Source organism: Pseudomonas sp. AF03-9 (assembly GCF_020515815.1).
Classification (GTDB): domain Bacteria; phylum Pseudomonadota; class Gammaproteobacteria; order Pseudomonadales; family Pseudomonadaceae; genus Aquipseudomonas.
The window spans coordinates 265,388-289,364 of the sequence record NZ_JAHPJF010000002.1; the positions used below are offsets into that span (position 1 = coordinate 265,388).

The window sequence follows — 23,977 nt, forward strand, 5'->3', positions numbered from 1 at the left end:
CGATGTTGCCGTTCTGGATCGCCCTGCAATTTCTCAGTAGCTTGCCGATTCGCCTACCGGGCATGCCGCAGCCGCAGGAGCTGGGGCGCTCGTTGCTGTTTTATCCGCTGGTCGGCCTGTTGTTCGGCTTGCTGTTGTGGGGCTTTAACGCGTTGTTGATGGGCGCCCCGTTGTTGCTGCATGCCGCGTTGTTGCTGACCGCCTGGGTGTTGCTCAGTGGCGGCTTGCACCTCGATGGCCTGGCCGACAGCGCCGATGCCTGGCTTGGTGGCTTCGGCGACCGCGAGCGCACGCTGACCATCATGAAGGATCCGCGCAGTGGGCCGATTGCCGTGGTCACGCTGGGTCTGGTGCTGCTGCTCAAGTTCACCGCGCTGGTGGCGTTGATCGAGCAGCATAACGGCGCAGCGCTGATCCTGGCGCCACTGATCGGGCGCGCATCGATGCTGGGCTTGTTCCTGACCACGCGCTACGTGCGTGCCGGCGGGTTGGGGCAGGCGCTGTCGGATCATTTACCGAGAGTTGTGGCCCAACAGGTGCTGATCCTCAGTGGCCTGGCGTGCCTGCTGATCGGTGGTTTCAGCGGCGGGATCGCGGTGCTGCTCGCGGCGCTGTGTTTTGTCGGTTTGCGCCACCTGATGGTCAAGCGCCTCGGTGGCACCACGGGCGACACTGCCGGGGCCTTGCTGGAACTGCTGGAAGTCGCGGTTCTGGTCGGTTTGGCGCTGTAACACTTTCTTGCAAATCCTTAATCGCGGGTATATACACGTTCCATGCTTGCCTCCCAATGTTTATGCACCAACCTGCGACGTGCCGCCCGTGGCGTCAGCAGGCATTACGACGGCGCTCTCGACGGCTTCGGGATCAACGTTGCCCAGTATTCTTTGCTGTGCAACTTGCAGCGTCTGGATCAACCGAGCATTTCCAGCCTGGCGGAAGCCATGGGCCTGGACCGCAGCACCTTGGGGCGCAACCTGCGGGTGCTGGAAGGCGAAGGGCTGGTGCAACTGGTGGAAGGCAATGACCTGCGCAACCGCCTGGTGCTGTTGACCGAGGCCGGTGCGCAACGATTAGCCGCGGCGTTACCGGCGTGGGAAGCAGCGCAGCAGAAATTGATCGATCAACTCGGCGCAGATAAACGCGAAACCTTGTTGGCCTTGCTGGACGAACTCGCCTGACGGCGGGTCTGTTCCAATACAAGCGGGTATATACCCGCGAACGGAGAATAAGAAATGACCTCGATGTGGCGCACCAGTGGTTGGATCCTTGTGGGGAGTGCGCTGATCCTGGCGTTGTCCTTGGGCGTGCGGCATGGCTTCGGCCTGTTCCTGGCGCCGATGAGCGCCGAATTCGGTTGGGGGCGCGGCACCTTCGCCCTGGCTATCGCCTTGCAGAATCTGGTGTGGGGCCTGGCGCAGCCGTTTGCCGGTGCGTTGGCGGACCGTTTCGGTGCGACCAAAGTGGTGTTTGTCGGTGGGGTGCTGTACGCCGTGGGCCTGGTATTCATGGGCTTGTCCGACTCGGCGTGGTCGTTATCCCTCAGTGCAGGCTTGCTGATTGGTATCGGCCTGTCCGGCACCTCATTTTCGGTGATTCTCGGCGTGGTTGGCCGTGCCGTCGCGCCGGAAAAACGCAGTATGGCGATGGGGATCGCGAGCGCGGCCGGTTCGTTTGGCCAGTTCGCCATGGTGCCAGGCACTTTGGGCTTGATCAGTTGGTTGGGCTGGTCCGCTGCGTTGCTGGCGTTGGGCCTGATGGTGGCGTTGATTCTGCCGCTGGTCGGCATGCTCAAGGATCGCCCGCTGCCGGCGATGGCGGGTCAGCAAACCTTGGGCGAAGCGTTGAAAGAAGCGTGCGGCCACTCAGGGTTTTGGCTGCTGGCGTTTGGTTTTTTCGTCTGCGGCTTCCAGGTCGTGTTTATCGGCGTGCATCTGCCGGCCTACCTGGTGGACCAACATCTGCCTGCAACCACAGGTACCACGGTGCTGGCGTTGATTGGCCTGTTCAATATCATCGGCACCTACACCGCTGGCTGGCTCGGTGGGCGTATGTCCAAACCGCGCTTGTTGACCGCGTTGTATCTGCTGCGCGCCGTGGTCATCGTCTTGTTCCTGTGGGCGCCGGTGACCCAGGCCAGCGCCTACCTGTTCGGCATGGCGATGGGCTTGTTGTGGCTGTCCACCGTGCCGCTGACCAACGGCACGGTCGCGACGCTATTTGGCGTACGAAATCTCTCGATGCTTGGCGGGATTGTGTTCCTGTTCCATCAGATCGGTTCCTTCCTTGGTGGTTGGCTGGGCGGGGTGGTCTATGATCGAACCGGTAACTACGATTTGATCTGGCAGGGCGCAATCGCGTTGAGCCTGCTCGCGGCGGCATTGAATTGGCCCGTGCGCGAGCGGCCGGTGGCACGTTTGCAGGCGCAGATGGAGGCGGCATGAGCATAGCGGCAAGGGGTTTGCTGATCGCGGCGGGGTTGGTCCTGACGCTGCTCGCCTGGTGGGGTTGGCAGCACGGTGGCCTGGCGTTGATGCAACTGGGTATGTCGATCTGTTAAGTTCGGACTCTGACTTTTTCAAGGACACACGACATGCAGATGCGCTGGCTCGCTGTACCCGTGCTGATGGCGATTGGCAGTGCCGCAATGGCTGCCGATTGCCCGCCGTTGCTGGAGGGCCAATTGCCCAAGCTGCGGGCCAAGGAATCCATCGACTTGTGCCAGCGTTTTGCTGGAAAGCCCCTGGTGATCGTCAATACCGCGAGCTTCTGTGGGTTCGCCCCGCAGTTCAAAGGCCTCGAAGCCTTGTATCAACGTTACAAGGATCAAGGGCTGGAAGTGATCGGTGTGCCTTCAGATGACTTCAAGCAAGAGGCCAAGACCGGCGAGGAGACTGCCAAGGTCTGCTACGTGAATTACGGCGTGACCTTCACCATGACCGAACCGCAGAAGGTCAAGGGGCCGGATGCGGTGCATTTGTTCAAGGTATTGGCGCAGCAGAGTAATGCGCCGAAGTGGAATTTCTACAAGTATGTGGTCGACCGCCAGGGCAAGGTGATTGCTGATTTTTCCAGCCTGACCAAGCCGGACAGCCCGGATTTGATCGAAGCGGTGGAGAAGGCGTTGGCTTCGAAGCCCTGATCGTCAGCCATTAAAAGCCCCGCGTTCCTGCAAAGGAAGCGGGGCTTTTTTGTGCAGCGTTGGATTAGAACTTGTACGTCACGCCCAGGCCGAAGCCGTTGGCGCTGTTTTCGTATTTGGCCGCGTAGGTCTGGCCCAGCGCGTTCTGTTTGTTGACCTTGACAGGCTCTTCCTTGAGGTAGGAATAGGCGAGGTCGACGGTCATGTTAGGCATCACTGCGTAGCCCAAGCCAACACTGAAGATGGTCCGGTCGCCGGTAGGAATGCGCGGCGAACGATCAGTGTTGTTGGTTGGCGACTGGTCGAAAGTCAGACCGGTACGCAGTACCACTTGCTTGGTGACCTGGTACGAAGTACCCACGGCGTAAGCCCAGGTGTCGTGCCAGTTCTGCGGTTCGGTAATCTGCCCGACGATCTGAGGTGCGAGCCCACCGCCATTGGCTGCCGTGACGCCTTTGTTGTTGACGGTAATGTCTTTCAGGCGGCTCCAGCGAGTCCAGGTTGCACCGCCGTACAATTTCCACGCGTCGCTCAAGTCTTGGGTGACCGAGGCATCCCAGGACTCTGGGGTGTCGACTTTCAGCGAAGCGTCGTAACGGGAACCTATCAGGTAGGGGGCAGGTACGCGAGCGCCAGGTGTGACTTCTGTGTGACCTTCGAGTTTGTATTTCACTTTGGAGTGATAGGTCAGGCCCACACGGGTCGTGTCGGTAGCCTGCACCAGGATGCCGGCGTTGAAACCAATAGCGGTATCGTCGCCTTTGACCTTGATCTTGTTATCACCGGTGTTCGCAAGGCCTGGGCGTGGTACCAGGCTCAGGTTTGGTTGCGACTCCAGTGTGCCGTCAATGCGGTTGATGGTCGGACCGAAGCCGATCGATACCCTGTCATTGAAGGCGTAGCTGACGGTCGGTTGGAAGGTGATAACCGACACTTCACTTTTGCTGCCAAACGCACGGCCTTGGAAGCCGCGCTCGTAGTCGGTCTTGAGGCCGAAGGGTGCGTAAACGCCGAAGCCGATAGCCCACTGGTCGTTAAGCTTGTTGGTGTAGAAACCAAAAGGAACGGCAGTGAACGGCACCATGTCGCCTTTGTTACTGCCGCTGGAGCGACCGCTGGCGTCTTTGATGTCTGTTGTTGCGTCGATAGCGGCAACGCCACCCGTAATCTGCTGCCCTTCAAGGCGAGCCATACCGGCGGGGTTACCATAAACAGTGCTGGCGTTTTCGGCAGAGGAAGAGCGACCTGCGAAACCTGTCCCCATTCCTGCGACGTCTTGTTCGTTAAGGGCAAAGCCACTTGCAAAGACGTGGGAAGAGGCCATGGCAACGGCGAGGCTAAGTGTGGTCTTGAGCATTACTTTTTTCATTATTAGAACTCCGTGGTGATCACCGCTGCGGAAAGTATCAATAAATCTCACATCGCGCTATAGGCTGTAATGCAGGAGATAGAGCGGTTTTGTAGGACAATCCGACCAAAATTCGGGTTTTTTGGCGAATCTTGCAAATTGCCCGGTCAGCAAACCGCGTGATTCATGGGTGAAACACAGGTTTGCCAGGTTTGCGTGAAATCGCGCAGCCTTCCTTGGGGATGAAATATTTCTTTCCAGATACGTGCCATGGCTAAAACATCGCCGGGAGGGGGCAGGGCGGGGTGATGTTGTTCCACCAATAGCCAGGCAATGGCGGTGGCGTAACGCAGGTTTACGGTGAGTTCCAGTTGGGGAGCACTGAGAAAGGCATGTTGGCTGGCCAGGCCGCGTACCAGGCTGGCGCGTTCGGGGTCCAGCGCCAGGTAGTTGTCCCACAGGGCGCGATGGCGAGGTTCGGTGATGCTGTACAGGCCATGGCCGCGCCGGTCGTGCAAGGCGGAGCCGAGTTCCGACTGGCTGGCCGCGATGCCCAGTAGCAGGGCTTCAGCCGTCTGGTTGTGGCGGCCCAGGTACATCAACGTTGGCCGGATCACATAACGACACAATTCGCTGGCAGCGATACCCATACAAGCCTCAATCCGTGACGGAAGTGGTCGACGAGGCCTGAGAGGTGGGGGCTTGGCAGCGGTGGATCGGATCTCAGGCTCGCCGGAAGCGGATCATGCCGCTTGAGTTGAAGTGTAGTGTCATATTCATGATGTAAAGGACTGTTTTTAAAACATCTTATTCATTTAGTTATATCGTTTATATCTGTTTGAACTTAGTAAAAAAGCCGAATCTACACATTCAAGGCAATAAAAAACCCTGTGTTTTAAACAGGGTTTTTTGTGTTTCAGCGACTCGGGTCGATCAGGCAGTCAGTGCCTGACGGGTACGCTCGATCACGGCCTGCAGCGGCTCGGCGCTGGAGTATTGATCGGGGTACAGGCGTTCGCTGTGACGAGCGATGCCGTGTTCGTTGACCAGGGTGAAGCTGAAGCAGCCTTTGCGAGCAGCCATGATCAGGCAATTCATTGGTGCAAAAGCGTTGGTGAGGGTGCGAATGGCATCCTGAGTATGGATTTGAGCGTTCATATTATTGGTGTTCCTACAAATGACACGGATAAGAACCGTGCAACGTTAAAACGTTCCAGTAACGTTGATCACCATTGATCAAACGAAGAACCCGACTGGAACAAAGCAGCCAGTTTGAAGCGCTAATAAGTTAGGCGCGCTTGGGCTGGCAGGTAGGTACTTAGGAGGGCAGGCAACACAACAGGGGCAAAGGTTCTGGGCCCAGGGTGAAGATCCTGATCAATTTGCAGGTTGGTTCGGTCAGAGTATTGAAACTTCGCGGCACCCTTTGCTTGTTCAAAGGCAGTGTCGTCGCAAGTGATACCTGGAAACCATCGAGGTGGTCGGTCCCGCGTTGTTCGGGGGAGTTGTTCGACCAGAATTGACTTTCAGCTTGGTACTAACGCCGCGGATAGTAACGGATTGAAACAAGGAAAGAAAGTGTGCTAGCCAAAAAACTTCAATCAACCCCCTATCAGGCTGCGATAGATCAGCACCGTAGCGGCTGCGGCCAGGGAGCAACCCAAGGCGTACGCCGCCAGGGTCAGGCGCCAGGACTGGCCGGCTTCAATCACCTGCATCACGTCGCGCATGTCGTTGATCCTGCCGTCACCCAACTCGATGCACAGGCTTATGGCAGTAAAGGCGGCCGACAGCAGGATGGCGATGGCAAACAACGCGCCGTCAGGCGCGGGCAGGGCCGCGTTGATGCCCAGGGCGGTTGCGCAGATTGCGAGCAGCAGGAGTGCGAATAACAGAATTCCTTTCATGGGCGGTGCACGCTCGCGTTATGGGTAGAGCAGTGTGGCCAGCCCGTATCGATTTGGAAAGTCCTCCCACGCGACTCGCCGGTAACGTTTTTCGTAGAAGTCGCAGCAAAAAAAGCCACCGATATAACCGTCTGATCGGGACTTGTGCACATTAGTTGCGGAGTGTGTAACCAACCTGTCAACTCCTTCGCAGGGCCGCCTTTAGCCTGCAATGGAAATTTAAGTCAATGAAAAATCTCGCTTTTTTTAATTGGTGAAAAAATCGTCAGTTTGACTGCGGCCCCCGTTCCACGGGCCTTTGCGCGGGTTAAAGGGGGGTTGTCCACTGAGTTATCCACAGCTTCTGTGGATTGTCCCTAGCGCTTGCTCTAGAACGGGCGTGCTGAGATTTTTCAGCTTTACCTGTACGAAAAAAAGAGTAGAGTGGCGCGCCTTCCGATCTGCCCCACAGTGCTTTATGAAGTTTCGCTCAGTATCACCTTCTGTTACCGACACCCCCCAGACTGTTACCGCACCCAAGCGTTTCTCCTTGAAGGTTGCCTTGTGGCTGCTCGACAGCCCGCGCCTGGGGCACAGCACCAACGTCAAACACTTCGCCGGGCGTTTGCTCAAGCAGCCTGCCCGTGATGGCGTGGTGGCCGCCCAGAGCCGCTTGGGCCAGCTGATGTGCCGTGAATGCGGTAACGCCCGCGACCGCCGCATCGGCCATGACCTATTGCGCCAGGCTGCCCGCGCCGGTGATCGTCGCGCCCAACGCGAACTGGGCCAGGTCGAAGACTGAGCTGTCGTCAGACCCTGTGCTCCGTTAACCTTGCTCTTTTTCGGTAATGGCAGAAATGGCTATGGTTTTTGACTGGACCAGTGTTGCCCTGGGCCTTGCTGGCGCCGCGTTGCCTCTGTTGGCCGTGTGCTGGCAGCTTCAACGGCGGCTGACCGCCCGCACCACCGGCTGGGAGCTGCTCGAAGAGCGCCTGGCGACTGCGCAACTGGCCCAGGAAGGCCTGGCGGCTCAACTGGACGCCAGTCGCGACGAAATCAGCGACCTGAGCCACGCCAACGCCGCCAAGCAAGCTGACTTGGCCGCCTTGCGCCGTGAAGTCGAACTGTTGCAGATCGACCGCGACAATGCCCGCGACGCCGCCCACGCCTGGAACCTCGACCGCAACGCCAAGGACACCGAGCTACGCCGCCTCGATGCACTGTCGGCGGCCTTGCGCGCCGAGTTGCGCGAGCAACAGGACAGCCACCAGCAACGCCTCACCGACCTGCAAGGTTCGCGTGACGAGCTGCGTGCGCAGTTCGCCGAACTGGCCGGCAAGATCTTCGATGAGCGCGAACAGCGCTTTGCCGAGACCAGCCAGGAACGCCTCGGCCAGTTGCTCGACCCGTTGAAGGAACGCATTCAATCCTTCGAAAAACGTGTGGAAGAAAGCTATCAGAATGAAGCCCGCGAGCGCTTTTCCCTGGCCAAGGAACTGGAGCGCCTACAGCAATTGAACCTGCGTCTGTCGGACGAGGCCACCAACCTGACCCGCGCCCTCAAGGGCCAGAAAACCCAGGGCAACTGGGGCGAACTGATCCTTGAGCGGGTGCTGGAGCACGCTGGCCTGGAGAAGGGCCGTGAATACCAGACTCAGGTCAGCCTCAAGGGCCCGGACGGTGAGCGCTTCCAGCCCGACGTGCTGATCATGTTGCCCGGCGACAAGCAGGTGGTGGTCGACTCGAAGGTCAGCCTGACCGCCTATCAACAGTATGTCGGCGCGGACGACGAAGTGATCGGCCAAGCGGCGCTCAAGCAACACGTATTGTCCCTGCGCAATCACGTCAAAGGCTTGGCCGGCAAGGATTACAAGCGCCTCGAAGGCTTGCATAGCCTGGATTTCGTGTTGTTGTTCGTGCCGATCGAGGCGGCGTTTTCCGCCGCGCTGCAGGCTGAACCGAACCTGTTCCAGGAAGCGTTCGACCGCCATATCGTGATCGTCAGCCCGACCACTTTGCTCGCCACCTTGCGGGTGATCGACAGCCTGTGGAAGCAGGAGCGTCAGAGCCAGAACGCCCGTGAAATCGCCGAGCGTGCCGGTTGGCTGTACGACAAGTTCGTGTTGTTTATCCAGGACCTGGATGAAGTAGGCAATCGTCTGCAGCAGTTGGATAAGGCTTACAGCTCGGCGCGGAACAAGCTTACAGATGGCCGCGGAAATCTGGTCAGCCGTACCGAGCAGTTAAAGTTGCTTGGTGCGCGTGCCAGCAAAAGTCTCCCTGCCGACCTGCTGGAACGGGCAATGACCGATTCCGATGGCGTTGCCCATCTGCCTGAATAGACACAGGACGCATCTGTGGGAGCGGGCTTGCTCGCGAAGGCGGAGTGTCAGTCACCGAATAATTGACTGAGCCACCGCCTTCGCGAGCAAGCCCGCTCCCACATAAACCCCGCCCACAATTCAGATCGAGCACGGCCTGGCTACAGTGGCAAATGCCTACTCAGCAACGCGCGCAACGCTGCCGGCTTCACCGGCTTGGCCAGATAATCCAGCCCGGCCGCGTGCACCTCGGCCACCATCTCCGGACGGCCATCGGCGCTGATCACCACGCCGGGAATCGGCTCGGCCAATTGCGCGCGCAACCAACCCATCAACTCGGTGCCGGTTTCGCCATGGTCCAGGTGGTAATCCACCAAGGCCAGTTGCGGACGCACGCCGTCTGCCAGCAGTGCCGCGCATTGCGCCTGGTCGGTAGCCGTCCACACCTGGCAGCCCCAACGACTCAGCAGGCTGCGCATGCCGATCAGGATGCTCTCTTCGTTGTCCACGCACAGCACTTGCGCGCCACTCAGCGGCTGGCCGTTCTCCGGTGTCGCCAACACCCGTGGGCTGGCCTGGTTGCGCGCCAACGGCACACTGACGCTGAACACACTGCCCTTGCCCGGCCAGGAACGCACGCGCAAAGGGTGGCCCAGTACGCGACACAAGCCATCGGCAATTGCCAGGCCCAGGCCCAGGCCCTTTTCCGCGCGGGTCTGGTGGCTGTCGAGACGCTTGAACTCTTCGAAGATCACCTTCTGTTTATCCAGTGGAATGCCGGGGCCACGGTCCCAGACTTCCAGGCATAGCTCGCCCTCGCGGCGACGTACGCCAAGCAGCACCGGGCCGTCGGCATAGCGGAAGGCGTTGGTGAGAAAATTCTGCAAGATTCGCCGCAGCAGCTTGATGTCGCTGTCCACCCGCAAACGGCTGCCGCGCACGCGAAAGCGCAAGCCTTGTTCCTGGGCCAGGGCCTTGAACTCGGCGCCGAGGGTGTCGAACAGCTCATTGAGTGCAAAGGGTTGGCGCTGCGGGTTGATCTTGCCGTTTTCCAGGCGCGAGATGTCCAGCAGGTCGCTGATCAGGTCCTCGGCGGAACGCAGCGAGCTGTCCAGATGCTGCACTAATTGCCGGGCTTCACTGGACATGCCGTCGTTCTGGTGTGACAGCGCGGCGGAAAACAGCCGGGCGGCGTTGAGTGGTTGCATCAGGTCATGGCTGACCGCCGCGAGGAAACGGGTCTTCGACTGGCTGGCGGATTCGGCCACGCCCTTGGCGTCAGTGAGTGCCACGTTGAGCTGCGACAGTTCATGGGTGCGCTCGGTCACCCGCTGCTCAAGGCCCTCGTTGGCCTCAGTGAGCGCTTGCTCGGCTTCGCGGAACGCGGTGATGTCGGTGAAGCTCATGACGAAACCACCGCCAGGCATCGGGTTGCCGATCAGCTCGATCACCCGCCCGTTGGGGAACAAGCGCTCTGAGGTGTGCGCGCGGCCCTGGCGCATCCAGTGCAGGCGACGCGCCACATGGACTTCGGCCTCACCCGGCCCGCACAGGCCGCGCTCGGCGTTGTAACGGATGATGTCGGCAATCGGCCGGCCGACGCTGATCAGGCCTTCCGGGTAGTTGAACAGCTCCAGGTAGCGCCGGTTCCACGCCACCAACTTGAGAGACTGGTCCACCACGCTGATGCCCTGGGTAATGTTTTCAATCGCACCTTGCAGCAGGGCCCGGTTGAATTGCAGCACCTCGGAGGCTTCGTCGGCGATACGTACGACGTCCTCCAGTTGCATTTCCCGACCTTCAATTGCGGCTTTTACTACAGCGCGTGTCGACGAAGCGCCGAGCACACCGGCCAGCAGGCGTTCGGTGTGGGCGATCCAATCGTTGTCGGCGTTCTGGTTGGGGTTGAAACCTTTGCCCTGGCGATAGGCGAAGCGGATAAAACTCTGCTGGGCGCGTTCTTCGCCGACAAAACGTGCGGCCAGGCTGAGCAGGTCGCTGATCTGTACCGACAGCATCGAGCGTGCGTTGGCGCGCTGGCTGATTTCCTGGCCGATAAAACGCCCAGCCTGCCAGTGCTCGGACACCCGTGTGCGCGACAGCATCGACACCCACACGAACAGCGTGAAGTTGCCTGCCAGGGAGAACACGGTGCCCAGGGTCAATGAGGTCACGGACAAGCCAAACGGATGGGAGTGCATCCACGTCAGGCCAGGGAAAAGACTTAGCGACCAGCCGAGACTTTTCGCCGTCACAGGTAGGACCAGGGTGTAGAACCACAGGAAAGTCCCCGCCGCCAAGCCGGCAAACACGCCGCGCCGGTTGGCCTGCTTCCAATACAACGCACCCAGCATCGCCGGTGCCAGCTGGGTCACGGCGGCAAAGGCGATCTGGCCGATGGTCGCCAGGCTCGCGGTGGAGCCCAGCAAGCGATAGCTCACGTAGGCCAGCAGAAGGATGATCACGATGCTGACCCGGCGTACCGAGAGCATCCAGTGCCGGAACACTTCGAACGGCCGCTCTGCGCTGGAACGGCGCAACAGCCAGGGTAGCAACATGTCGTTGGAGACCATGGTCGACAGGGCGATGCTCGCCACGATCACCATGCCGGTGGCTGCCGAGGCGCCGCCGATAAACGCCAGTACGGCGAGGGCCGGATGCGCTTCGGCCATGGGCAGGCTGATTACGTAGGAGTCCGGCAATACCGAACCGGGCAACAGCATCTTGCCGCCGAGGGCGATAGGGACGACGAACAGTGCGGCGAGGATCAGGTAGGCGGGGAATACCCATTTGGCCAGGCGCAGGTCCTGCGGGTCGATGTTCTCCACCACCGTCACATGGAACTGCCGGGGCAGGCAGATGATCGCCATCATGGCCACGCCGGTCTGCACCACCATCGACGGCCAGTTGACTGTCTCTTTCCAATATTCGTCGAGGCGCGGTGCAAGCATCGCCTGGCTGAACAGGTCGCCGAAACCGTCATACAGGCCGTAGGTCACAAACGCGCCGACCGCGAGAAAGGCGAACAGCTTGACCAGCGACTCAAACGCAATCGCCAGCACCATGCCACGGTGGTGCTCGGTGGCGTCGAGGTTGCGGGTGCCGAAGACGATGGTGAACAGGGCCAGAACCAGTGACACGATCAGCGCCGTGTCCTGGGCGCGGGTGCCCGTGGTGTCGGCACCTGCGCCGATCAGCAGGTTCACCCCCAGCACGATGCCTTTGAGTTGCAGGGCGATATAGGGCAGTACGCCGACCAGGCAGATCAGCGCCACCACCACGGCCAGGGATTGGGATTTGCCGTAGCGTGCGGCGATAAAGTCGGCGATGGAGGTGATGTTTTCCTGCTTGCTGATCAGGATCATCTTTTGCAGCACCCAAGGTGCCAGCACCAGTAGCAGCACCGGTCCCAGGTAGATCGGTAAAAACGCCCACAACTGTTCGGCAGCTTGCCCTACAGAGCCAAAGAAGGTCCAACTGGTGCAGTAGACTGCCAGCGACAGGCTGTACACCCAGGCACGCATGCGGGGCGGCAGCGGCGCACGGCGGCGGTCACCATAAAAGGCGATGGCGAACATAATGGCCATATAGGCCAGGGCAACGGCGGCGATCAGCCCGCTGGACAGCGTCATGGTAACTCCGAGCATAAGAACGCCCGGGCATTTCAGGCCCGGTTGGACAGTCTCGCATGATGCATGGGGTTAGTCAGTGTCGACCAAGGTCGTGTGAGGGAGAATGTCGCAGGGCGTGTCTAGCGCGGCGGCAGGGTTTTCTGGCGCAGGATGTAGATCGACACCAGCACGGCACTGGTCAGCATGAAGCCGCGTGCCCACGGTAGAGGTACCAGATAGCAGGACAGGCCGATACTCAGCCACATCAAACCGATGGCGTAGACCTTGCCCTTGAGGGGGATGCCGTTGCCGTCCAGGTAATCGCGAATCCACGGGCCCAGGCGCGGGTGTTCCACCAGCCAGTGGTAGAAGCGCGGAGAGCTGCGGGCGAAGCAGGCGGCGGCGAGGAGCAGGAAGGGCGTGGTCGGCAACACCGGCAGGAAAATGCCAATCACCCCCAGCGCTACGCTCAGCCAGCCGATGGCCAGCAGCACGTAACGCAGGAGAGGCGAGCGATTGCCCATGGGTGTCACGGGCAAACGACTCAGTGGTGACGTGGCTTGAGGATCGCCGGTTTTTCGTCAGGTGCGTTGCACAGCAGGTACAGGGCGGTCAGGGCTTCCGGGATCTGTACGATCATGTCGTCCATCAGGTTGGCGTCGGAGGCGATGTCGGCGAACTCTGGCTGGTCGTCGAACAGGCCCGAACCGACCATGATCGGCAGCAGCATCTCGCTGACTTCTTCCTCGGCGGTTTCGAACCAGGCGGCTTCGCGCAGGAACACGCCTTCCATGAAGCCGATGCACCAGCCGCGCAAGTCGGAGTCGTCCGGCTCTTCGCCCAGGTCCAGGTCGCACGGCAGCTCGAACTCCTCGTCGGAGGCCAGTTGGCGACCGATGTGGGCTTTGAGGGCGATCAGGGTCGATTCGATTTCTTCGCGCTGGGCGGCGTCGGCGTAGTGCGGCTCTTCGGCGAACAGGGCGTCGATCCATTCACGATCAGGAACAGGCTCGGCACAGATGGACAGGGCGGTCAGGTAGCCGTGGGCGGCCACGTAGTCCAGCGCCTCGTCATGCAGCTCATCGGCGTCGAGGAAGGCTTGCAGGCGGGTTAGTTGCTCAGCGAAGGACATTGAAGGACTACCTTGGGAATAAACGATGCTGAATTCTAGGCTTTCTTGAGCGCCCAGGCCAGCCGCATGGCAGATTAGATCGCCGCCGCTATTCGTCAGCCGCGCCCTTTGCCGGGTGTCGCTCGGGTATACTGCCGCGTTTTGTGATGCCCCTGCAGGCCAAGCGCCAACCCGCGAAAACTTCGCTTCCGGATTATTTCCCGTGAGGACGGATTTTTTCGGCCAGCCTGTACAGAGGGATTTCGGCGATATTTTGGAGTTTTACATGCTCGAGCAGGCTCAACGCGTCCTCAAGGACATCTTCGGCTACGACAGTTTTCGTGGCCGCCAGGGTGCGATCATTGAGCGCGTGGCCAGTGGCGGTGATGCCCTGGTACTGATGCCTACCGGCGGCGGCAAGTCGTTGTGCTTCCAGGTGCCGGCGCTGTTGCGCAACGGGCTGGCGGTGGTGGTGTCGCCGCTGATCGCGTTGATGGACGACCAGGTTGCGACCCTGGAAGAACTGGGCGTCGCCGCAGCGTCCTTGAACTCCACCCTCAGCGCCGAACAGCAGCGCGACCTGGCCGCGCGGATCAAGCGCGGTGAGGTGAAGATGCTCTATCTGGCGCCCGAGCGCCTGGTACAGCCGCGCATGCTGGCGTTCCTGCAGAGCCTGGAAATCGCCCTGTTCGCCATCGATGAAGCCCACTGCGTATCGCAATGGGGCCACGATTTCCGGCGCGAATACCTGCAACTGGGCCAGTTGGCCGAGCTGTTTCCCGATGTGCCGCGTATCGCCCTGACCGCCACTGCCGACAAACGGACCCGCGAAGAAATCGTCGAGCGCCTGCATTTGCAGAACGCCGAGCGTTTCCTGTCGAGCTTCGACCGCCCGAATATTTTCTACCGCATCGTGCCCAAGGAGCAGCCGCGCAAGCAGCTGCTCGCGTTCCTCTCCGAGCGGCGCAGCGATGCGGGCATCGTCTATTGCCTGTCGCGCAAGAAGGTCGATGAAGTCGCGGCGTTCCTCTGCGAGCAGGGCTACCCGGCGTTGCCGTACCACGCAGGCTTGCCCAACGAAACGCGTTCGGCGCACCAGAAGCGCTTCCTCAACGAGGAAGGCCTGATCATGGTCGCCACCATTGCGTTTGGCATGGGGATCGACAAATCCAACGTGCGCTTTGTGGCGCACATGGACCTGCCCAAGTCCCTTGAGGCGTACTACCAGGAAACCGGCCGTGCGGGCCGTGACGGCCTGCCGGCGGATGCGTGGATGGTCTACGGCCTGCAAGACGTGGTGATGCTCAAGCAGATGCTGCAAAACTCCGAAGGCGACGAGCGTCACAAGCGCCTGGAACAGCACAAGCTCGACGCCATGCTCTCGCTGTGTGAAGAAACCCGCTGCCGCCGCCAGACGTTGCTCGCCTATTTCGACGAAGACATGCCCGAGCCCTGTGGCCATTGTGACAACTGCACCGATGGCGTGCAGACCTGGGATGCCACCGAGCCGGCACGCCAGGGCTTGTCCGCCATCTATCGCACCGGCCAGCGTTATGGCGTTGGCCATTTGGTGGATGTGCTGCTGGGCAAGGACAACGAAAAGGTCCGCAGCTTCGGTCATGAAAAACTCTCGGTCTATGGCGTTGGCAAGGCCCGCGCCGAAGGGGAGTGGCGCTCGCTGTTCCGGCAGATGGTCGCGCGTGGCCTGGTGGACATCGACATCGAGGGCTATGGCGGCCTGCGCTTGAATGACAGTTGCCGGCCGCTGCTCAAGGGCGAAGTCAGCCTTGAATTACGCCGCGACCTCAAGCCGCAAACCACTGCGAAGACCAGCACCAGCCAGGCCAGCCAACTGGTGCGTGGCGAAGAGCGTGAACAGTGGGAAGCCTTGCGCACCCTGCGGCGCAAATTGGCCCAGGAACACAGCGTGCCGCCGTACGTCATCTTCCCCGACTCCACCTTGCTGGAGATGCTGCGCGAGCAGCCGACAACGATGGCGCAAATGGCCCGGGTCAGTGGCGTGGGTGCGCGCAAGCTGGAGCGTTATGGGCAGGCGTTCCTCGAAGTGCTCGGTGGCCAGGCCGAAGCGCCGAAGGAAGTCGCGGATATTCGCCACGAACTGATCAGCCTGGCGCGCGCCGGCATGACGCCGATGCAGATCGCCGGCCAGTTGCAATGTTCGGAGAAGAACGTCTACACCCTTTTGGCGGAGTCCATTGGCGCCCAGCAGCTGTCGCTGGAACAGGCACTTGATCTGCCGGAGGATCTGCTCGGCGAAATCCAGGACGCGTTCCTTGACGGAGAGGGCGAATTGCCACCTGTGGCGGAGATCGCGCCGTTGTTCACCGGGCGTGTGCCTGAAGGGGTTTTGTACTGCGTACGTGCCGCTTTGCAGTCTGAATTCGAAATTTAGTGTGCCAATTACGACAATGTAACGAATCAGTACATAGCACCTCTTGCCTGTTGGCAGGGCTCATGCTTAGCTGACTAATAATTAGCCACACTTTATTTTCAGTCTAAACCATGAGTTTTTTATGCCGTTAACCGATCAACACCGCTTTGGCATGCAGTTGGCGCAAATGTCCCGAGGTTGGCGCGCCGAACTGGATCGCCGTCTGGCGGGGCTGGGGTTGTCCCAGGCACGCTGGCTGGTGCTGTTGCACCTGGCCCGGTTCGAAGAAGCCCCTACCCAGCGTGAGCTGGCACAAAGTGTCGGCGTAGAAGGGCCAACTTTGGCCAGGCTGCTCGACAGCCTGGAAAGCCAAGGCCTGGTGCAACGCCAGGCAGTGGTCGAAGACCGCCGTGCCAAGCGTATCCTGCTGTGTGATACCGCGCGCCCGTTGATCGACCAGATCGAGACAATTGCCACGCAATTGCGCCGTGAGCTGTTTGTAGGTGTGGATGAAGAGGATATGCGCGTGTGCATGCGGGTGCACGGGCACATCCTGGCGAACCTGGAAAAGTCCTGATTTCGGATACGACTAATTGATCAAACTGTGGGAGCGGGCTTGCTCGCGAATGTGGTGTGTCAGTCAACAGGTTCATTGGCTGAGCCACCGCTTTCGCGGGCAAGCCCGCTCCCACATTTGGTTTTGTGTTCGGCTTTCTAGAAGGTTTGGCCCAGGTTCAGGTACACCGCCTTCTGATTGTCATCATTGAACCCATAGCTGAAATTCAGCGGCCCCAACGGCGTATCGAAGCCCAGGAAAACGCTCGCCGCGTTGATATACCCACTGTCGAACTCGTTGTCGTTGTTCCACGCCCGCCCGCGTTCCACTGACGCACCCAGGTACAGTGGGAAATCCAGCGGCAAGTACGAGCGCGGCGTCAGCCGGCGGTAATACACCGCGCGCATCAGGCTGATGTTCTGTCCCGAGATGGCATCCTCGCGAAACCCCGACAACTGTCGCGCGCCACCCAGCAGGAAGCTGGAAATCACCACGTCGGATTTATCCAGCGTACGCCCGTAGCGCCCGCCCAGGATCAGGGTGTCCGGGCCGCTGCTCATGGCCTTGTCCAGCTTGAACTCCCACTGGCGGTAGCGCTGGTCCGAGCCGAGCCCCGGTTCGAATTCCCGGTAGGCCAGGCCGATGTCTTCGCCGGTATGGGGGAAGTACACGTTATCCAGGGAGTCGAAGGAGTACTTCAGCTCATAGAAGCCTTCGCTGAAGCTCACGCTCGGCAGGTCGCGGTCGCCGATGCGCACATCCGCCTTGCCCCAGGCTTCGCCGACGCCAAAGCGGATTTCGCCGCTGTTGCCGATCTGGCGCCCCAGGTTCAAGCCGAAGCCGTAGCGTTCCAGGCGGTATTCGGAGATAGGGTCGTTATCGAGGATCAGTTCCACGTTCTGCGCCTGGGCGCTGATATAAGGCGCGACGAAGTAGCGTGAACCGGTATCCAGCGGCTGATAGAACTCGCTGTACAGCTCCTGGCGATCACCGATCTGCACGCGCGTCAGCCATTCGGCGCCGAGGCGGTTGATGCCGTTCATGCGGTAGCTGGCGCCGAGGTTGAAGGCGCTGTCGCCGCGCATGTCGTCCGACAGGTTCAGGCCCAGGCGCAGGTAGTCGGTGCCGGCGCGCTTGCCCCGTGCGCTGATGACCAAGGTGTTGTCCTGGCCCTTTTTCACCACGCGATATTGCACTTGCTCGAAGTAATCCAGGCCGTACAAGGTGCCCATGTCGGTTTGCAGGCGCCCCAGGTTGAGCGGTTCGCCCAAGGGTTGGCGAATGTAGTAGCGGATGACGTCGTCGCTGACTTTGGAGTCGTTTTCCACGTTGATCGCGGTAATCACTGGCGTGCGCTCGCCCGGCGTGCGTGCAGCGATCAAGTGCGCGTCGATGGGGGCGGCGGGACGCAGGTGCGCCAGGCGTAAGTCGAGGGCGCGGGTGGCGCGGTAGCCGGCGTCGATCATGTCCTTGGCGCGGCCGAAGTCGGTCACGCCGTAGGCGGCCAGGGGCGGCTGGATCAGCACGTCCTTGGGGTGCAGGTCCTTGAGCTGTTCTTCGGAATTACGCCGGGTCATCAGGGTGATGGATTGGTTGAGTACGTCCACCACCGTTGCCAGTTGTTTGCGCGAACGTAGCGGGGTGCCGATGTCCACCACGATGGCGATATCCACGCCCATCTCCCGCGCCACATCCAGCGGGATATTGTCGGTCATGCCGCCGTCCACCAGCAGTCGGCCGTCCAGTTCCACCGGGGCGAACACCGCCGGGATCGACATGCTGGCGCGGATCACCTGGGGCAGATGGCCCTTGCGAAATACCACCTTTTCCCCGGTGGTGATGTCGGTGGCTACGGCACGAAACGGGATCGGCAGCTTGTCGAAATTTCGCGTGTTGCTGGCGTGGGCGAACATGCTTTCCAGCAGCAACGCCAGGTTCTGGCCCTGGATCACACCCAGTGGCAAGCCCAGGCTGCCGTCGTCGCGAAAGCTGAGTTTCTGTTTGATCAGGAAATCGCGGTCATCCTGCTTGCGCCGGAACGGCACGTCTTCCCGTGGCGGCGCGTCGGACAGGGCCTGTTGCCAGTCGATGCTCAGCGCGAGCTTTTCCAGTTCGTCGATCTTGTAGCCGGAGGCGTACAGCCCGCCGATCACCGCGCCCATGCTGGTGCCGGCAATGGCATCGATCTGGATGCCCTGTTCTTCCAGGGCCTTGAGCACGCCGATATGCGACAGGCCTCGGGCGGCGCCGCCGGAGAGCACCAGGCCGATTTTCGGGCGTGGGCTTTCAACGGCTTGGGCGAGGAGGGGGAGCAGGCACAGCAGTAGGCAGGACAACAGGCGGCGCATCGTGAATCTCGGGGCTGGGCGATAAAGGCCGGTATTATAGCCACCCGAACCCCCGAGCCCGTTACGCCAGGAGCCTGTCAAAAAATGTCCACGCGCAAACCCGAGATCGTCATCACCTATTGCACCCAATGCCAGTGGCTGTTGCGCGCCGCGTGGCTGGCCCAGGAACTGTTGAGCACCTTCGCCGATGACTTGGGCAGGGTGGCGCTGGAGCCGGCCACAGGTGGCGCATTTCGCATCACCTGCGACGGCGTGCAGATCTGGGAGCGCAAGCTTGATGGCGGTTTCCCCGAAGCCAAGGTACTCAAGCAGCGCGTGCGCGACAGGATCGACCCGCAACGCGACCTCGGGCACAACGACCGCACGCCGTAAAGGCCGCCGCCCCAGAGGGCGGTGGCCGGGCACCTATTTGGCGTCGAGCTTTTGCTTGATGAAGCCGATGACCCACGTCAGCACCAACCCGCCGACGCCACCGCCGACGATATTGCTGCCGACCGCTGCCACATCCAGTGCTTCGGTGCCGGCGGTGCCGGTGAGCGCCGAAACAATCTGGCCCAGTACCAATCCGCCGATACCGCCGAGAAAGGTGTTGAGCCCGGTCCCCATACTTTGTTTGGTCATGCCGGCGATGTTGCCACCGACTGCGCCGCTGATGATTTGAACCAACAAGTTGATGAGCATTTCCATGGTAAAGCTCCTGCATCGCGTTAATGGGGTGACCACTCGCTTGCAGCAACTTCGGAAAACACCAGGGCTGTCATCGAGCTGTCGGGTACCCGTTGAACGACTACTGGCTGTTGCGGATGTTTAAAGTATAGATCAGGCCGTTGTCGCGGGCTGTTTGGCCTGGCTCGCACTGCCCATCAGCCCCGACAGCACAATGGCGATGATGATCAGCAGGCCACCGAGCAACATGCGTAAGGTCGGGGTTTCGGCGAACAGCAGCCAGGCCACGGTGATGCCATAGACCGGTTCCATGGCGAACACCACCGACGCGGTGCGCGCCTTGATCACCGCGAGGCTGGCGACAAACAGGCTGTGGGCCAGGCCGGTGCAGAACACTCCGAGCAGGCCGATCCACAGCCAATCAATGCCCCGCACGTCCGCCAGACCAGGCGCCGCTACGGGCAAGAGCAGCGCGGCGACCACCACGTTCTGGCACAGCGCCGCCTGCACCGCTGGAATCCGTCCGGAGCTGGCGCGGTTGTTCAGCGACAGCAGGGAAAACAGCAGCCCCGACGCGATGCCCCAGAGCAAGCCGCCGGTGGCCGCGCTGGCGAGGTTGAAGTCTGGCGTGACCAACACCAGGCCGATGCTGACCAGCACCACCAGCAGCACTTCGTTGGCGCGGATGCGTTCACGGAAGATTAGCCCTTCGAGGATCACGGTAAACGCCGGGAACGCGGTAAAGCCCAGCGTGGCAACGGCCACGCCGGCGACCTTGACCGCCATGAAGAACGTCACCCAATGCGCCGCCAGCAATACGCCGCTGACCAGCAGCCGGCGCCAGTCGCGGCTTTCCAGGTGTTTCCAGGGGGCATTGCTGGCCAAGCGCGCGAACACCGCCAGGGCCAGCACGGCGAACGCGGCGCGACCAAACACGATAATGGCCGGCGACGCCGCCGCCAGCTTGCCGAATACGCCGGTGAGGCCAAACATCAATGCGCCGATATGCAGGGCGCCGAGGGCTGAACGGGGAGTCATTGCGATCCTTGAAACAACGAGGTGACAGAAGCCCAGTCTAGGGGGTTGCAGGCGTGGGTGTCTGTCGTACGACTCGCGATTTTTAGCGCAGGACTCTTCTACGCTGAACGTCGCAGCGCGCCTGGCGAAGCGCCAAACTCGCGCAGCATCGCGGCGGCAAACGCGCTTTGCGAGCTGTAGCCGACTCGCTCGGCGATTTCGCCGATGGGCAGCGGGGTACTTCGCAGCAAACCGAGGGCCAGTTGCAGGCGTCGGCTGCGGATGTAGTCCATGGGCGTCTGCCCGCATTCGGCCACGAACCGCGCATGCAGGCGCGGCACCGACAGGTCGGCGATGCGTGCGAGGTCGGCGACCTGCAAGGGGTGGGCGACATGGCGTTCGATGTGCGCATTGAACGCGGCATACGGCAGGCGCTTGCCAGCCAGCGGCTGCTCCTGGGGATGATTGAGACTGGCCAGCAGCAACACCGCGCCTTGCTGCACGATCAGCGGGTCGTCCACCGGACTGCGGGCCAGCCATTGCACCAGTTGGTGTTGCCGGGCGTCCAAGGCCAGGCGCGCCGGTTGATCGAGCAGGCGGCGGCTGGCGTCGGCGTGCTCGCCCAAGGATTGCAGCACCCAGTGCTCGGTGGGCACGTCCAGCACCAGGCAGCGGCTGCCGTCGCGGCTGTCGCAGGCGTGGTGGGCGTCGTAGGGCAGCACCATCACGCTGCTTTCCCGCACCTGGCTGCCACGGCCATCGACCTCGAAATCCAGGTGCCCGGACAGGCCGAACACCAGTTGCGCATGCTCGTGGCTGTGGGCAATCGGGGCGGTGGTGTAATGGCGTAGCGTGAGGATCGGTCTCATCGCGGTCTCCTGGGGCAGGCTGTCGCAGTCTACAACGCTTCGCGTCTTGCGGGCGCTGTCATCAGACTGACGCACAGTTGTCATGGGCTATTAATCGCCCTGGCGCAAGCTCGCGAAAACACCGTCGAGGGACACCCATGACCAGTGCCGAGTTGATCAAGCCCAGCCGCAAGCAACGGGTGCGTACCCTGTGGATTTCCGACGTGCACCTGGGCACCCGGGATTGCCAGGCCGAACATCTGTCGCAATTCCTCAAGGGCTACCAGGCCGACAAAATCTACCTGGTGGGCGACATTATCGATGGCTGGAAACTGCGCGGCGGCATGTATTGGCCCCAGGCTCACACCAATGTGATCCGTCGCCTGCTGACCATGGCCAAGCGTGGCACTGAAGTGATCTACGTCACCGGCAACCATGACGAATTCCTGCGCCGTTATTCGAAGCTGATCCTGGGCAATATCCAGTTGGTCGACGAAGCGGTGCACGTGACGGCCGACGGTCGCCATCTGCTGGTGATCCACGGTGACCAGTTTGACGTGATCACCCGATATCACCGCTGGCTGGCGTTCCTTGGCGATTCGGCCTACGAATTCACCCTCACGCTGAACCGCTGGCTCAATCACTGGCGCGCGCGGTATGGCTACGGTTACTGGTCGCTGTCGGCGTATCTGAAGCACAAGGTGAAGACGGCCGTGAACTTCATCAGCGATTTCGAAGAAGCCATCGCCCATGAGGTCACCAAGCGTGAGTTGCACGGGGTGGTGTGCGGGCATATCCACCATGCGGAGATTCGCAAGGTGGGCGAGGTGGACTACCTCAATTGCGGGGATTGGGTGGAGTCGTGCACGGCGCTGATCGAGCACTGGGATGGGCAGATCGAGTTGTATCGGTTGGCGGATGCGCAGGCCAAAGAGGCGCAGCTCAAGGCCGAAATGGTTGCTGGCTGAGAGGTTGTCCTCGGTCCAAATGTGGGAGCTGGCTTGCCTGCGATAGCTGGCTATCAGTGAAAAATGTGGGGCTGACACACCGCTATCGCAGGCAAGCCAGCTCCCACACAAGCCAGCTCCCACACAAGCCAGCCCCCACACAGGCCAGCTCTGGGTTTCGTCAGTTGGAAACGTCGGCGATCGCTTCGGCAAGCAGCGCCAACCGCGTCGCATCAATCCCGGCAACGTTGGCCCGCCCCGAATTGACCATATACACGCTGTGCTTCTCGCGCAGCTGTTTGACCTGCTCGGCACTCAAACCGGTGTAGGAAAACATCCCGCGCTGCGCACCAATATGAGCAAAACGCTCGGCCAGACCGTGGGGGGCCAAGGCCTCGACCAAACCGGAGCGCAGGTGCGCGATCCGTGAGCGCATGGCTTCGACTTCTTCGCTCCACTGCTGTTTCAGGCCAGCATCACCGAGGATGGTCGCGACCACCGCGGCGCCGTGATCCGGCGGTGTCGACCACAGGTTGCGCGCGATATTCGCCAGTTGGCTGCGCACATCCGTCAGCTTTTCGGCATCCGCCGCGCACACGATCAGCGCGCCGACACGGTCGCTGTACAGGCCGAAGTTCTTCGAGCAGGAACTGGTGATCAACACTTCCGGCAGCTCGGCGGCAAACAACCGCACCGCCCAGGCGTCTTGCTCCAGGCCATCGCCAAAGCCCTGGTAGGCGAAGTCGATCAGGGGCAGTAACCGGCGTTCGCGCACGATCTGCAACACCTGGCGCCAGTCATCCTGGGACAGGTCGAACCCAGTCGGGTTATGGCAGCATGCGTGCAGCAGCACCACATCACCGTGGGGGATGGTGGCGAGGGTCGCGAGCATCGCTGCCACATCCAGGCGATTGTCCGCGCCCACGTAGGGGTAGTGGCTGACCTTGAGCCCGGCCTTGGCGAAGATGCTTTCGTGGATCGGCCAGGTCGGGTTGCTCAGCCATACGCCACGGCCGGGCAGGCTGTGGGCGATGAAGTCGGCGCTCAGGCGCAGGGCACCGGTGCCGCCCGGGGTCTGGGTGGCGCCGGCGCGGCGGGCGTGGATCAGCGTGGAGTCGCTGCCGAGCACCAGTTGGCTGATCAACGTGCCGAAGGCGGCATTGCCGTGGCCGCCGATGTAGGTCTTGGTGGTTTGCGTGTCCACCAGGCGCTGTTCGGCGAGTTTTACCGAGTGGGGAATCGGCGTCAGGCCCTGGTCGTCTTTATACACACCTACGCCGAGGTCGAATTTGTGCGGGTTGCTGTCCTGGGCATACAGGTCCATCAGCCCGAGGATCGGGTCGCCGGGCACGCGGTCAATCGCATCAAAATGCATTACTTACGGCCCTCGGCGTCCTTGGCCACTTCGTCGGTGCGCGCGGCCATGATGAAGTCGTTGCGGTGCAGGCCCTTGATGGAGTGGCTCCACCAGGTCACGGTGACTTTGCCCCACTCGGTGAGCAGGCCTGGGTGGTGGCCTTCGGCTTCCGATATTTCACCCATGGCGTTGGTAAAGGCCAGGGCGAATTTGAAGTTCTTGAACAGGAAGACCTTTTCCAACTGCATCACGCCGTCGCGCACTTCGATATTCCAGTCGGGGATCTGCTTGATCAGCACCGGCAGTTCTTCGTCGCTGACTTGCGGGGCGTCGGCGCGGCAGGCTTCGCAGTGGGCTTGGTTCAAGGTGGTCATGTGAAAGTGTCCTGAATTCGAGTATTTGAAGGTCAGTGGCGTCACCCTAAAGCAAC

General features: G+C 61.1%; 23 protein-coding genes. 10 read left to right on the forward strand and 13 right to left on the reverse strand.

Annotated elements, in window-relative coordinates; translation table 11 throughout:
- Positions 1 to 2 precede the first annotated feature (2 nt).
- From LIY36_RS04855 to LIY36_RS04870, 4 genes are all read left to right on the forward strand, one after another.
- Complete coding sequence (locus tag LIY36_RS04855; protein ID WP_226454974.1) at positions 3 to 731, forward strand: adenosylcobinamide-GDP ribazoletransferase; 729 nt, start codon at positions 3 to 5, stop codon at positions 729 to 731.
- Positions 732 to 773: 42 nt separating this feature from the next.
- Complete coding sequence (locus tag LIY36_RS04860; RefSeq protein ID WP_192297048.1) at positions 774 to 1,178, forward strand: MarR family winged helix-turn-helix transcriptional regulator; 405 nt, start codon at positions 774 to 776, stop codon at positions 1,176 to 1,178.
- A 63-nt stretch (positions 1,179 to 1,241) separates the two neighbouring features.
- Positions 1,242 to 2,441 (forward strand): MFS transporter, encoded by a 1,200-nt coding sequence (locus LIY36_RS04865; protein ID WP_226455219.1) that lies wholly within the window; start codon positions 1,242 to 1,244, stop codon positions 2,439 to 2,441.
- Positions 2,442 to 2,590: 149 nt separating this feature from the next.
- Positions 2,591 to 3,139, forward strand: a complete 549-nt coding sequence (locus LIY36_RS04870; protein ID WP_226454975.1) for a glutathione peroxidase — start codon at positions 2,591 to 2,593, stop codon at positions 3,137 to 3,139.
- A 64-nt stretch (positions 3,140 to 3,203) separates the two neighbouring features.
- On the opposite strand, the gene LIY36_RS04875 is transcribed toward LIY36_RS04870, so the two are convergent.
- From LIY36_RS04875 to LIY36_RS04890, 4 genes are all read right to left on the reverse strand, one after another.
- Complete coding sequence (locus LIY36_RS04875) at positions 3,204 to 4,508, reverse strand: OmpP1/FadL family transporter (protein ID WP_226454976.1); 1,305 nt, start codon at positions 4,506 to 4,508, stop codon at positions 3,204 to 3,206.
- A 146-nt stretch (positions 4,509 to 4,654) separates the two neighbouring features.
- The gene (locus LIY36_RS04880; RefSeq protein ID WP_192297045.1) at positions 4,655 to 5,137 is read right to left on the reverse strand and encodes a hypothetical protein; all 483 of its coding nucleotides are present in this window, start codon (positions 5,135 to 5,137) and stop codon (positions 4,655 to 4,657) included.
- 283 nt (positions 5,138 to 5,420) lie between these two features.
- Entirely contained in the window at positions 5,421 to 5,645 is a 225-nt protein-coding gene (locus LIY36_RS04885; RefSeq protein WP_005790139.1) for a hypothetical protein, read from the reverse strand.
- Between the two features lie 443 nt (positions 5,646 to 6,088).
- Positions 6,089 to 6,394, reverse strand: a complete 306-nt coding sequence (locus tag LIY36_RS04890; protein WP_226454977.1) for a hypothetical protein — start codon at positions 6,392 to 6,394, stop codon at positions 6,089 to 6,091.
- A gap of 457 nt (positions 6,395 to 6,851) precedes the next feature.
- Here LIY36_RS04890 and LIY36_RS04895 point away from each other — a divergent pair, with 457 nt between their 5' ends.
- Together LIY36_RS04895 and rmuC are read left to right on the forward strand one after the other, a co-directional pair.
- Positions 6,852 to 7,175, forward strand: coding sequence for a sel1 repeat family protein (locus LIY36_RS04895; RefSeq protein ID WP_192297043.1), 324 nt, complete (start codon positions 6,852 to 6,854; stop codon positions 7,173 to 7,175).
- Positions 7,176 to 7,236: 61 nt separating this feature from the next.
- A complete protein-coding gene (gene rmuC / locus LIY36_RS04900; RefSeq protein ID WP_412547860.1) occupies positions 7,237 to 8,715 on the forward strand; it encodes a DNA recombination protein RmuC in 1,479 nt (492 codons plus the stop codon).
- Between the two features lie 140 nt (positions 8,716 to 8,855).
- On the opposite strand, the gene LIY36_RS04905 is transcribed toward rmuC, so the two are convergent.
- The 3 genes from LIY36_RS04905 to LIY36_RS04915 all read right to left on the reverse strand — a co-directional run bounded on the left by LIY36_RS04905 (position 8,856) and on the right by LIY36_RS04915 (position 13,437).
- A complete protein-coding gene (locus LIY36_RS04905) occupies positions 8,856 to 12,326 on the reverse strand; it encodes a hybrid sensor histidine kinase/response regulator (RefSeq protein ID WP_226454978.1) in 3,471 nt (1,156 codons plus the stop codon).
- 119 nt (positions 12,327 to 12,445) lie between these two features.
- Positions 12,446 to 12,829 carry a YbaN family protein gene (locus tag LIY36_RS04910; RefSeq protein WP_192297041.1) on the reverse strand — a complete coding sequence of 128 codons (384 nt, stop codon included), beginning with the start codon at positions 12,827 to 12,829 and terminating at the stop codon, positions 12,446 to 12,448.
- Positions 12,830 to 12,849: 20 nt separating this feature from the next.
- Entirely contained in the window at positions 12,850 to 13,437 is a 588-nt protein-coding gene (locus LIY36_RS04915) for a UPF0149 family protein (protein WP_192297040.1), read from the reverse strand.
- Between the two features lie 265 nt (positions 13,438 to 13,702).
- Here LIY36_RS04915 and recQ point away from each other — a divergent pair, with 265 nt between their 5' ends.
- Positions 13,703 to 15,829 carry a DNA helicase RecQ gene (recQ, locus tag LIY36_RS04920; RefSeq protein ID WP_226454979.1) on the forward strand — a complete coding sequence of 709 codons (2,127 nt, stop codon included), beginning with the start codon at positions 13,703 to 13,705 and terminating at the stop codon, positions 15,827 to 15,829.
- A 121-nt stretch (positions 15,830 to 15,950) separates the two neighbouring features.
- Positions 15,951 to 16,385, forward strand: coding sequence for a MarR family transcriptional regulator (locus LIY36_RS04925; protein WP_192297038.1), 435 nt, complete (start codon positions 15,951 to 15,953; stop codon positions 16,383 to 16,385).
- A gap of 137 nt (positions 16,386 to 16,522) precedes the next feature.
- Here LIY36_RS04925 and LIY36_RS04930 read toward each other — a convergent pair whose 3' ends face one another.
- Positions 16,523 to 18,712, reverse strand: coding sequence for a patatin-like phospholipase family protein (locus LIY36_RS04930; RefSeq protein WP_226454980.1), 2,190 nt, complete (start codon positions 18,710 to 18,712; stop codon positions 16,523 to 16,525).
- An 84-nt stretch (positions 18,713 to 18,796) separates the two neighbouring features.
- On the opposite strand from LIY36_RS04930, the gene LIY36_RS04935 reads away from it, so the two are divergent.
- Positions 18,797 to 19,084: a SelT/SelW/SelH family protein gene (locus LIY36_RS04935; protein ID WP_226454981.1), complete on the forward strand. Its 288-nt coding sequence runs from the start codon at positions 18,797 to 18,799 to the stop codon at positions 19,082 to 19,084.
- A gap of 33 nt (positions 19,085 to 19,117) precedes the next feature.
- Here LIY36_RS04935 and LIY36_RS04940 read toward each other — a convergent pair whose 3' ends face one another.
- From LIY36_RS04940 to LIY36_RS04950, 3 genes are all read right to left on the reverse strand, one after another.
- The gene (locus LIY36_RS04940) at positions 19,118 to 19,399 is read right to left on the reverse strand and encodes a hypothetical protein (protein ID WP_192297035.1); all 282 of its coding nucleotides are present in this window, start codon (positions 19,397 to 19,399) and stop codon (positions 19,118 to 19,120) included.
- Between the two features lie 132 nt (positions 19,400 to 19,531).
- Entirely contained in the window at positions 19,532 to 20,416 is an 885-nt protein-coding gene (locus LIY36_RS04945) for a DMT family transporter (RefSeq protein ID WP_226454982.1), read from the reverse strand.
- Positions 20,417 to 20,514: 98 nt separating this feature from the next.
- Positions 20,515 to 21,264, reverse strand: a complete 750-nt coding sequence (locus LIY36_RS04950) for an AraC family transcriptional regulator (protein ID WP_192297033.1) — start codon at positions 21,262 to 21,264, stop codon at positions 20,515 to 20,517.
- Between the two features lie 137 nt (positions 21,265 to 21,401).
- Between LIY36_RS04950 and LIY36_RS04955 the strand changes: the two genes are divergently transcribed.
- Complete coding sequence (locus LIY36_RS04955) at positions 21,402 to 22,211, forward strand: UDP-2,3-diacylglucosamine diphosphatase (protein WP_192297032.1); 810 nt, start codon at positions 21,402 to 21,404, stop codon at positions 22,209 to 22,211.
- A gap of 160 nt (positions 22,212 to 22,371) precedes the next feature.
- Here the strand turns inward: LIY36_RS04955 and LIY36_RS04960 are convergent, their stop codons facing one another.
- The gene (locus LIY36_RS04960; RefSeq protein ID WP_226454983.1) at positions 22,372 to 23,565 is read right to left on the reverse strand and encodes an amino acid aminotransferase; all 1,194 of its coding nucleotides are present in this window, start codon (positions 23,563 to 23,565) and stop codon (positions 22,372 to 22,374) included.
- Positions 23,565 to 23,921, reverse strand: coding sequence for a 4a-hydroxytetrahydrobiopterin dehydratase (locus LIY36_RS04965; RefSeq protein WP_017134918.1), 357 nt, complete (start codon positions 23,919 to 23,921; stop codon positions 23,565 to 23,567). The genes LIY36_RS04960 and LIY36_RS04965 overlap by 1 nt, the downstream gene beginning before the upstream one ends.
- Between the last annotated feature and the right edge of the window lie 56 nt (positions 23,922 to 23,977).

Excerpts from the sequence above, each read along its gene's own strand:
- LIY36_RS04915 (WP_192297040.1), bottom strand. The coding sequence starts at position 13,437 with ATGTCCTTCGCTGAGCAACTAACCCGCCTGCAAGCCTTCCTCGACGCC.
- LIY36_RS04950 (WP_192297033.1), bottom strand. The coding sequence starts at position 21,264 with ATGAGACCGATCCTCACGCTACGCCATTACACCACCGCCCCGATTGCC.
- LIY36_RS04895 (WP_192297043.1), top strand. The coding sequence starts at position 6,852 with ATGAAGTTTCGCTCAGTATCACCTTCTGTTACCGACACCCCCCAGACT.
- LIY36_RS04960 (WP_226454983.1), bottom strand. The coding sequence starts at position 23,565 with ATGCATTTTGATGCGATTGACCGCGTGCCCGGCGACCCGATCCTCGGG.
- rmuC (WP_412547860.1), top strand. The coding sequence starts at position 7,237 with ATGGTTTTTGACTGGACCAGTGTTGCCCTGGGCCTTGCTGGCGCCGCG.
- LIY36_RS04890 (WP_226454977.1), bottom strand. The coding sequence starts at position 6,394 with ATGAAAGGAATTCTGTTATTCGCACTCCTGCTGCTCGCAATCTGCGCA.
- LIY36_RS04855 (WP_226454974.1), top strand. The coding sequence starts at position 3 with ATGTTGCCGTTCTGGATCGCCCTGCAATTTCTCAGTAGCTTGCCGATT.
- LIY36_RS04910 (WP_192297041.1), bottom strand. The coding sequence starts at position 12,829 with ATGGGCAATCGCTCGCCTCTCCTGCGTTACGTGCTGCTGGCCATCGGC.
- LIY36_RS04880 (WP_192297045.1), bottom strand. The coding sequence starts at position 5,137 with ATGGGTATCGCTGCCAGCGAATTGTGTCGTTATGTGATCCGGCCAACG.
- LIY36_RS04925 (WP_192297038.1), top strand. The coding sequence starts at position 15,951 with ATGCCGTTAACCGATCAACACCGCTTTGGCATGCAGTTGGCGCAAATG.
- LIY36_RS04935 (WP_226454981.1), top strand. The coding sequence starts at position 18,797 with ATGTCCACGCGCAAACCCGAGATCGTCATCACCTATTGCACCCAATGC.
- LIY36_RS04955 (WP_192297032.1), top strand. The coding sequence starts at position 21,402 with ATGACCAGTGCCGAGTTGATCAAGCCCAGCCGCAAGCAACGGGTGCGT.
- LIY36_RS04905 (WP_226454978.1), bottom strand. The coding sequence starts at position 12,326 with ATGACGCTGTCCAGCGGGCTGATCGCCGCCGTTGCCCTGGCCTATATG.
- LIY36_RS04945 (WP_226454982.1), bottom strand. The coding sequence starts at position 20,416 with ATGACTCCCCGTTCAGCCCTCGGCGCCCTGCATATCGGCGCATTGATG.
- LIY36_RS04885 (WP_005790139.1), bottom strand. The coding sequence starts at position 5,645 with ATGAACGCTCAAATCCATACTCAGGATGCCATTCGCACCCTCACCAAC.
- LIY36_RS04865 (WP_226455219.1), top strand. The coding sequence starts at position 1,242 with ATGTGGCGCACCAGTGGTTGGATCCTTGTGGGGAGTGCGCTGATCCTG.
- LIY36_RS04940 (WP_192297035.1), bottom strand. The coding sequence starts at position 19,399 with ATGGAAATGCTCATCAACTTGTTGGTTCAAATCATCAGCGGCGCAGTC.
- LIY36_RS04860 (WP_192297048.1), top strand. The coding sequence starts at position 774 with ATGCTTGCCTCCCAATGTTTATGCACCAACCTGCGACGTGCCGCCCGT.
- LIY36_RS04965 (WP_017134918.1), bottom strand. The coding sequence starts at position 23,921 with ATGACCACCTTGAACCAAGCCCACTGCGAAGCCTGCCGCGCCGACGCC.
- recQ (WP_226454979.1), top strand. The coding sequence starts at position 13,703 with ATGCTCGAGCAGGCTCAACGCGTCCTCAAGGACATCTTCGGCTACGAC.
- LIY36_RS04870 (WP_226454975.1), top strand. The coding sequence starts at position 2,591 with ATGCAGATGCGCTGGCTCGCTGTACCCGTGCTGATGGCGATTGGCAGT.
- LIY36_RS04930 (WP_226454980.1), bottom strand. The coding sequence starts at position 18,712 with ATGCGCCGCCTGTTGTCCTGCCTACTGCTGTGCCTGCTCCCCCTCCTC.
- LIY36_RS04875 (WP_226454976.1), bottom strand. The coding sequence starts at position 4,508 with ATGAAAAAAGTAATGCTCAAGACCACACTTAGCCTCGCCGTTGCCATG.